We start from the raw sequence: 7498 nt of genomic DNA on the forward strand, positions 1-7498 counted from the left end.
TCTCGGGGTGGGTCAGCAGACCGCCCAGAAGTCGACACCTTCCCTCCTGCCGTGCGAGTGCGCCATCCGGCGGACCTCGTCCCGGCCTCCTTCAAGGCCGACCGCTCCAAGCAGGATACTCGACCGCCATCGCTTACCCATCTCGCTCGCTGAGGCCACCTCGGCACCATGGATCCGCTGCCCGATTCTTCTCGGACTCACTTCAAAAAAGCCTCGTACCAGGATTCCCTCGTTCTGCAAGTCGAGCGCCAGCTTCTTGCCGATGGGTCCAGCACCCGCAATCACGACACCCTGCTCCCGAACGCTCCGGATTCTTGCGAGATAGTGAGCACGCATCCGACTCCTCGCGTCATCACCATAGCGCTCATCACGGCGAGTCAGACGCTCCGGCGAATCACGCCATTGGAAAAGGATCTGCGGTAACTTGATGAAACGACACCCCTGCTCCAAGAGCCGAAGCCAGAGGTCATGGTCCTCAGCCCATGGGGCATCGTGGTAAGCACCGACACGTTCCAGCCACTCACGCCTCACCATGGAAGTGGGATTGATCACGGGACACTCGATGAAGCGGGATCGCGAAATCTCTTCGTGAGTCTCAAGTCTGTTCACCCAATCGACGTAGCGCTCCATTCCTTCTCCACAGCTATCAATCAGCTCCGCAGCGCAAGCCACCACGTCGACATCGCTGGTCGCAGCATTGAATTGTTCTGCAATCCGGTCCGGCAAAGAAAGGTCGTCAGCATCCATCCGTGCAAGCCACTCGGCGCGAGCGACGTCGATTCCCGTTCTGGAAGCACCGACAACGCCAGGTCCGTGAGTGTTTCTCAATCGCGTGAGCCGGGGATCATCGATGCCTTCAAGCAATGCGGCCGAACCATCCGAAGAACCATCGTCGACTGCGATCAGCTCAAGATCACGAAAGGTCTGATCGAGAATGCTGTGGACAGCGGACAAGATCGTCTTCCCCGCATCGCGATAGGGCAAGACGACAGAAACAGCAGGCACCCTTCAGTTCTCCGAGTCCAGGCCCATCAATGCAACCAAGCACCCCGCCATCGGGCCGTACCAATAACCCAACCACAGCCTGTCGTCATGCGACTCGCTTCAAGGCAAATGCGAAGATGCAATCGGGTGATCGCCTGCCGAACAGGAACCCAGCACCGACTGGACACCGAAAGTAGGGCCGGTGGGACTTGAACCCACGACCAAGGGATTATGAGTCCCCTGCTCTAACCACTGAGCTACAGCCCCGTTTCTCCTCACGGAAAGGCTCTAAATGAACCGTGTTGGCAGATCGGGCAAGGCTTTCCCGTCATCCCCGGACACGAAAACGGACGGGCAATGCCCGTCCGCTTCCCTAGTGGGTTTTTAAAAAGAACTGGATCAAGCGGCGATCTCGTAGTGCTCTGCGATCTGCTGGAAAATTCGATCGCGTCGCTCACGGGCCTGCTCGACATCGCGGGTCTTCAGCGAAAATCGGAGTCGCTCGGCGGTCGCATCGGGCTTGTGAACGGTGAGGTGGCACCACCACACCCCGCGGTTGTTCCAGAGGTGATGGTTGGGGTTGTCGTGGTTGACGCGGAGCGCGAGCTTGGGTTTGCGTTTCATACGTTTTTTGACTTTTGGCCGAGCTTCTTTTGGTGACTCCCGACGCCTCCAAACGGATATTTTCCCGCTAAGAGCAAAACCACTTCAGCAGTTTATTAACAGTAGGCAAGTATATTTGCTAAGGAATCCCGTTAGACTCATGAATTGCCGGAAAAAATGCTTTCACGCGGATCGGCCCCGGTATTTCTCTGAGCCGAGTAATCAAGCAAGCTGAAGGGCTTGTTTAAAAACCTTTTCAAGACTCTCTAACGGCTCGTGCCCGCAGGAGACGCGGATCAGGTAGCGAGAGATTCCGCAGCCTTCGGCCCAGTCGAGTTCCCTGTAGTGAGCCAGCATCACGTAGGGGCTCGCGAGGGTGAAAGGTGTTCCAAAGCTGGGCCCTTTCGAGACTTTCAGGGCGTCAAAAAACTTGGCGGTTTTCTTTGGTGCCTTGAGAACGAACGAGAACAAGGGGCCGAAGCCTCCTTTCGCCGCCATCACGGCACTGTAGCGCTCGCGGTGTGTGATTGACGGGTGCCACACCTTGGCGACGGCAGGATGCTCGGCCATCATTTCCACCAAGCCCAGTGCGGTGGCATTGGGTTGTTCCATCCTCGCGGGATAGCCTTTCAGGTTCGAAAGCATGACCTGCGTATCCCCCACATACATGGGCGCGGCGGTTTCCGATTCCTGGCGGATCGCCGCACTCAATTCACCGGCAAACTCGGAGTCGCTCCTGACGACGACCACGCCGCCCATGACATCGCCGGAGCCCGACAGCCACTTGGTCAGACTTCCGGTCACCACATCGGCCAAAGGCAGAACGTTCACGTTGGATGGCCCCACGGCTGAGTCGTCGACAATCAAGGGCGTCCCCCCCTCGCGACAGGCTTCGGAAACACGTGGAAGATCCGGACAGCGCAGCAAGGGATTGCTCGGGACTTCGGTGAACACCGCCGCAAACTCGCCTTGGCGAATCCGACGCAGGGCTTCGTCAAAGGACTCCCCTTCCGTCTCGTTCAGAAAGACCACGCCGTTGCCGAGCCGTTCCTGGACTTTCAAGGAGTCGACGTAGGGAAATTCCAACTGCAGCGTCTTGAGCCCGCGGGCCACTCCAGGCAGCGAACGCATCACGGCCGTCACGGCTGACATGCCGCTGCCAAAAACCGAAACGTGCGTTTGCTCGGCACCGTAGATCGTCGCCAGTCTTCTCTGAAGCAAGTGACGCTTGGTCCCGGTAAGCAAGGCTCCATTGAGGTGATCCTCCGCCATCCGGCTACTGACCAGTTCGCCGGTTAATCTTTGATACTCCCTCGCGAGTTCCGATGCCTGTTTCGAAACGATCACCGCTTGAAGTCCGTCGAACGCCGAAGAGCGGGCGGCGATCTTTCCGTGGCGCTCGATCCAGCGCTGGGCTCGTTGGGCACCCGTCTTCGTGGGAAAGAGAAACACCTCTTCAGACGCAGAACCAAGTTCCTTCTCAGCTTGAACTGTTAGACGATCAAGAATCGGGTTTCTGAAAAACCTTGGGTAGCCGGCACGCAGGCGGCGCATCACTTTATCGCGACCTTCTTCGTAGCCGATCACCGAACTCCAGGTCGGCAGGCACACCGAGCAGGCATGGGGCGACTCAGGAAGTGGGAGGCCCAAATCCTTCTCTTTCGATGCCGGGTGAACTAGCAGGTTGCGCATGCGCCCCCATTGATTGCGGTCGGATGCCCCTTTCTAGCAAGCCGTATTTCCCGGGGGCCATTCAACCCGTGATTCGAGAATATTGATTTTTTTCACTACCGAAGTGGCCATTCCGGGGTTTGAGTAAAGGAAATGAAGTCGCGAGTCCATTGGACCATCGCCTCACTGGTGATTGTCATCGGGGTGATCATCGGCTGGTGGCTGGGGCAATCTGCCTCGCAGACCGGCACGCCAGAGCCGTCGATCACCGAACGCGAGCGCCCCATCAGTCGGTCTTCAGGGCATGAGCGCTCAAGGATTCCAACGCTCCAAAACCGCAAGACCGGCCGGGCGGCGCTTGATGCTGATGCCATCGAGGCGGGTGCCATCGCCGGACAGCGCTGGCTGAGCTTTTCTGATCGCGAGGCTTTGGAAAGATTCTTGAGCTCAATCGAAGGGACGGGAATTCGCGTGCTTGGATCGATCGATGCACTGAATGCGCTGCGCATCGGTTTTGATGATCCCTCGGCACTCGCGGGACTGCTCGATGGCAGCGAGGACAGTGGCTACATTTTTCCCGTCAACGTTCCGGACGTCGGCACGATTCAGGATGACGCTGTCGGATTCGGGCGTTCGCTGCTGCAGTGGCTGGGACTTGAAGGCGATCTTTCCGCGGCAGGGACCGGCGTCAGTATCGCCGTGCTGGATACCGGGGTCGGGCCCCATTCTGCTTTCGCCGAAAATGTCAGACGCACCAATCTGATCGACTTGCCCGCCGATCTCGCCGACCTCAACGGTCATGGCACCGCCGTCGCTTCACTGATCGCCAGCGAGCTTGGTCTCGCGCCGGGAGCTTCGCTACTCTCGATCCGGGTGGCGAATGACAACGGCACCTCGGACAGCTTCACGCTCGCCCAAGGTATCATCGACGCCACCGACGCCGGCGTGAACCTGATCAACATCTCGATGGGCTCCTCAGGCAACAGCACCATCCTGCGCAATGCCATCGAGTATGCTCAGGAAGCCGGTGTCGTCATTGTCGCTTCCGCCGGCAACGAGGGAACTCCCTACGTCGCCTATCCCGCGGCTTACGAGGGAGTCATCTCCGTCGGCGCGGTCGACGCAAACGGCAAGCACCTCGATTTCTCCAACTCGGGAAATGTCACGCTCAGCGCGCCCGGCCTGAACGTCTACTCCGCCTACCCGAATGACCAGCAGGTCCTCTTCACCGGGACCTCGTCCAGCGCCCCGATTGTCACGGGAGCCATTGCCAATGTCATGAAAAGCCAGAATGTCAGTGCCCAGCAGGCCGTGAACCTTCTGATCGAGTATTCCAACGATGCGGGCGCTCCCGGCAACGATCCGGCGCTCGGACAGGGCTACATCGATCTCGGGCGGATCGAACGCCGCGACGACCCCACGATCTCCGATGCGGCCATTGCTTCGAACCACGTGGTGCAGGGGCCGAACGGCGATGTCCTTCAAGTGACCGTCCAGAATCGCGGCAACACCACCCTGATCAATGCGCCTGTTCAGGTCACTACCCCGACCGGCGTGGTCTCGCTCAACATCGCCACTCTGCCAGCGGGCAAGAGTCAGACCTTTGATCTCCCTCTCCGAACCGGTGTGACTCAACAAAGCCAGGAGTTCACCATTGATTCCAGTGTCACGCTTTCGGGTGGCACCGTGGACCTGAATCCTTCAAACAATCGGCGGGTCGACGTCCATATCCCCGCCGATGCTCCTTAGATTCCTCATCCCGCTTTTTCTCACCATCGCCTGCGCAGCGAACGATCGATGGGCACCTCAGGCGGTGGCGGGTCCGGTGAACCAGTTGGTGGTTTCCGGCAACGCCTGCGGACCGGCCGCCTTACTGACCTCGTTTCGCTGCGGCGATGAAAATTGGCAGGCGGTTGCGGAAATCATCCCCGGAAAATCGGACCGCTCGAAGCTGCTCTACATCATCAAAGCCCACGGCCTCAAACCATCGGTGAGCCTCAAGAGTCGCAAGCGCTGGACCCGCGATGGCATCAATCCGGAAGACCTCACCCAGATCGCCGGCGAACTCGCGGCGCTCAAGGGCCTGCCCGCACCAAAGTCCGAGTCCCTCTTTCGCAAGGGACGCGAAACGCCGCTGAAGCTCGTCGACCGCACCCATGACCGCCTTCGCGATTCGCTCAAACGCGGATTCCCACCCCTCCTCAGCCTCAAGCGCTATGTCTTCCGACAAGGTCAGTGGCAGCCGATCCAGGGGCATTTCGTGACCGTGGTGAGAGTGCCTGAAAAGATCGACCGCAAGGCGACTTCGTTCACCTTCACCTACTTCGATCCTTGGAAAGGAGCCAAGCACGAGGGCACCCTGAAGATTCCCGCCGAACCGCTGATCAGCACCGACAATCAAACCAGTGCCTGCCTCGAGTCGGTGATGCCCTCGGCGGATATCGGCCGCAAGCTGCTCAAACCCGGCGAGAAAAGTTTTATCATCCCTGTGGGATTCATCGGTCGTTGAAAAGATGCTTGGATATCTTCACATCCCCTTCTGTCACCGCATCTGCCCCTACTGCTCGTTCTACAAGCATACGCCGGGAGGCACGCCGATCGGAGCATTCATCGACAGTCTTCTAACAGAAGCGCGCAACCGCCTCGCCGAGTCACCGCGCTCGCTCTATTTCGGCGGCGGCACTCCCTCGATGCTGTCCCCTGCCCACCTGCGGAAAATGCTCGAAGGCCTCGCCCGCCTGATCGACTTCGAGACCCTCGACGACGTCACGCTGGAAGCGAATCCCGCGACTTTCGACCTCGCCAAAGCCACCCTCTTTCGCGAACTCGGCATCCAGCGCGTCTCCCTCGGCATCCAGTCCTTCACGCCCCACGTCCTCGCAACCCTCGGCCGCGAGCATTCCCCTGCAGAAGCCGCCGAATCCGTCCGCACCCTGCGCGCCGCCGACATGCCCTCCGTGAACATCGACCTGATGTTCTCGATCCCCGGCCTCTCACTCGACGACTGGCGCCATACCCTCGAAACCGCCATCGCCCTCGAGCCCGACCACATCTCCGCCTACAACCTCACCTACGAAGAAGACACCGCCTTCTTCGACAGCCTCAAGCGCGGCGATCTCGACGCCGACGAAGACCGCGACGCCGAACAGTTCCTGCTCGCCGACGAGCTTCTAACAGCCGCCGGCTACGAGCACTACGAAACCTCGAATTACGCCCGCCCCGGCCATCGCTCCACCCACAACCGTGGCTACTGGAAAGGCGAAGACTATCTCGGCCTCGGCCCCTCCGCCGTTTCGACCCTTGGGAACGAGGGTTTGCAACCCGCCTCATCGCCTCATTCCGTGGTCCGCACCACCAACGTCGCCGACACCGACCGCTACATCCGGATGATCGATCAAGTCGGCCACGCCATCGTCGAGACCGAAGAACTGACGCCCGAGCAGCTCCGCCTCGAACGCATCGCCCTGCTCCTGCGCACCGAAGAAGGCGTCCCGCTCGATCTCTTGAATAAAGCCGACCTCCCCCGTCTCATCGACTCCGGCCTCGCCGAAATCCGCCAGGACCGCTTCGCCCTCACCCGCCAAGGCGCCCCCCTCGTCGATCCGATCGCTGCGGAATTGGCGTAAGGAGTGCGGGCAATTCTGCCCGCACGGAAGGCAAGCCCTTAACGCCATGCGGGCAGAATGGCCCGCACTCCTTACGAGGCTCTCGCTGAGGCTCCCAGGATGGAACTCAAGCAGATGGAGGATCTCCTCCGACATCAGGGAGGCTCTCGAGTGGTTCTTGATCAGCGCGGAGAAGCGATACATCCACTCCCGATCGCCGTTCGTATTGAACTCTTCTCTTCCCTGAAAACTGAACACTGAAAACTAGCAACTCATCTCTTTCCCTCGTAGAGCCGCATCGCTTCCTCCGGGGCTTTCCGATACTCCTCGTCAACGTAGCTCGGGAGGACTCTCATGGTCTCGTGTGGGTGGTGATGTAACGCTCAAAATCCAGAACCGACCCAGGCGAAAGGGATGCTTACCGAATTTCTGTCAAAGTTTGCACCCTGCCCCGGTTCCCACGAATGCTTGAAAAACGGGACCGACCCCGGCGACGGGACCGACCCCGGGTAACAGTTTAGCTGATTTCAGGGATGTTTTGTTCAGTCTTTCGTCGGTTTTTCGCTTTTCACTGCATTTTTCGCTTTTGTTTTGGAGTAAACAGGCGTTTACCTACGCCTGTTACTTTCAAACCG

The 7498-nt window shown here is 59.3% G+C and carries 6 protein-coding genes and 1 tRNA gene; 3 read left to right on the plus strand and 4 right to left on the minus strand.

All coding sequences use genetic code 11. The features are described from left to right. Positions 1-12 precede the first annotated feature (12 nt). From WBG04_RS01830 to WBG04_RS01845, 4 genes are all read right to left on the minus strand, one after another. The gene (locus tag WBG04_RS01830; RefSeq protein ID WP_424312638.1) at positions 13-1005 is read right to left on the minus strand and encodes a glycosyltransferase; all 993 of its coding nucleotides are present in this window, start codon (positions 1003-1005) and stop codon (positions 13-15) included. A gap of 173 nt (positions 1006-1178) precedes the next feature. Continuing rightward, positions 1179-1251 (minus strand) — tRNA-Ile (locus WBG04_RS01835). A gap of 132 nt (positions 1252-1383) precedes the next feature. Further along, the gene (locus tag WBG04_RS01840) at positions 1384-1608 is read right to left on the minus strand and encodes a hypothetical protein (protein WP_379709202.1); all 225 of its coding nucleotides are present in this window, start codon (positions 1606-1608) and stop codon (positions 1384-1386) included. Positions 1609-1809: 201 nt separating this feature from the next. Further along, on the minus strand, positions 1810-3279 hold the full coding sequence (locus WBG04_RS01845) for a PLP-dependent transferase (RefSeq protein ID WP_424312639.1): 1470 nt from the start codon (positions 3277-3279) through the stop codon (positions 1810-1812). A 132-nt stretch (positions 3280-3411) separates the two neighbouring features. Between WBG04_RS01845 and WBG04_RS01850 the strand changes: the two genes are divergently transcribed. The 3 genes from WBG04_RS01850 to hemW are packed head-to-tail and all read left to right on the plus strand — an operon-like array spanning position 3412 to position 6884. Next, a complete protein-coding gene (locus tag WBG04_RS01850) occupies positions 3412-5007 on the plus strand; it encodes a S8 family peptidase (protein ID WP_424312641.1) in 1596 nt (531 codons plus the stop codon). After that, positions 4997-5767 carry a hypothetical protein gene (locus tag WBG04_RS01855; RefSeq protein WP_424312642.1) on the plus strand — a complete coding sequence of 257 codons (771 nt, stop codon included), beginning with the start codon at positions 4997-4999 and terminating at the stop codon, positions 5765-5767. Before WBG04_RS01850 ends, WBG04_RS01855 begins: the two co-directional genes overlap by 11 nt. A 4-nt stretch (positions 5768-5771) precedes the next feature. Then, positions 5772-6884 carry a radical SAM family heme chaperone HemW gene (gene hemW, locus WBG04_RS01860; protein ID WP_424312643.1) on the plus strand — a complete coding sequence of 371 codons (1113 nt, stop codon included), beginning with the start codon at positions 5772-5774 and terminating at the stop codon, positions 6882-6884. Positions 6885-7498: the final 614 nt, after the last annotated feature.

This window comes from Haloferula sp., assembly GCF_049672945.1.
GTDB lineage: Bacteria > Verrucomicrobiota > Verrucomicrobiia > Verrucomicrobiales > Akkermansiaceae > Haloferula.

What these genes read in the sequence shown, in the direction of transcription:
- WBG04_RS01855 (WP_424312642.1), top strand. Translation starts at nt 4,997, where the DNA reads ATGCTCCTTAGATTCCTCATCCCGCTTTTTCTCACCATCGCCTGCGCA.
- hemW (WP_424312643.1), top strand. Translation starts at nt 5,772, where the DNA reads ATGCTTGGATATCTTCACATCCCCTTCTGTCACCGCATCTGCCCCTAC.
- WBG04_RS01840 (WP_379709202.1), bottom strand. Translation starts at nt 1,608, where the DNA reads ATGAAACGCAAACCCAAGCTCGCGCTCCGCGTCAACCACGACAACCCC.
- WBG04_RS01850 (WP_424312641.1), top strand. Translation starts at nt 3,412, where the DNA reads ATGAAGTCGCGAGTCCATTGGACCATCGCCTCACTGGTGATTGTCATC.
- WBG04_RS01845 (WP_424312639.1), bottom strand. Translation starts at nt 3,279, where the DNA reads ATGCGCAACCTGCTAGTTCACCCGGCATCGAAAGAGAAGGATTTGGGC.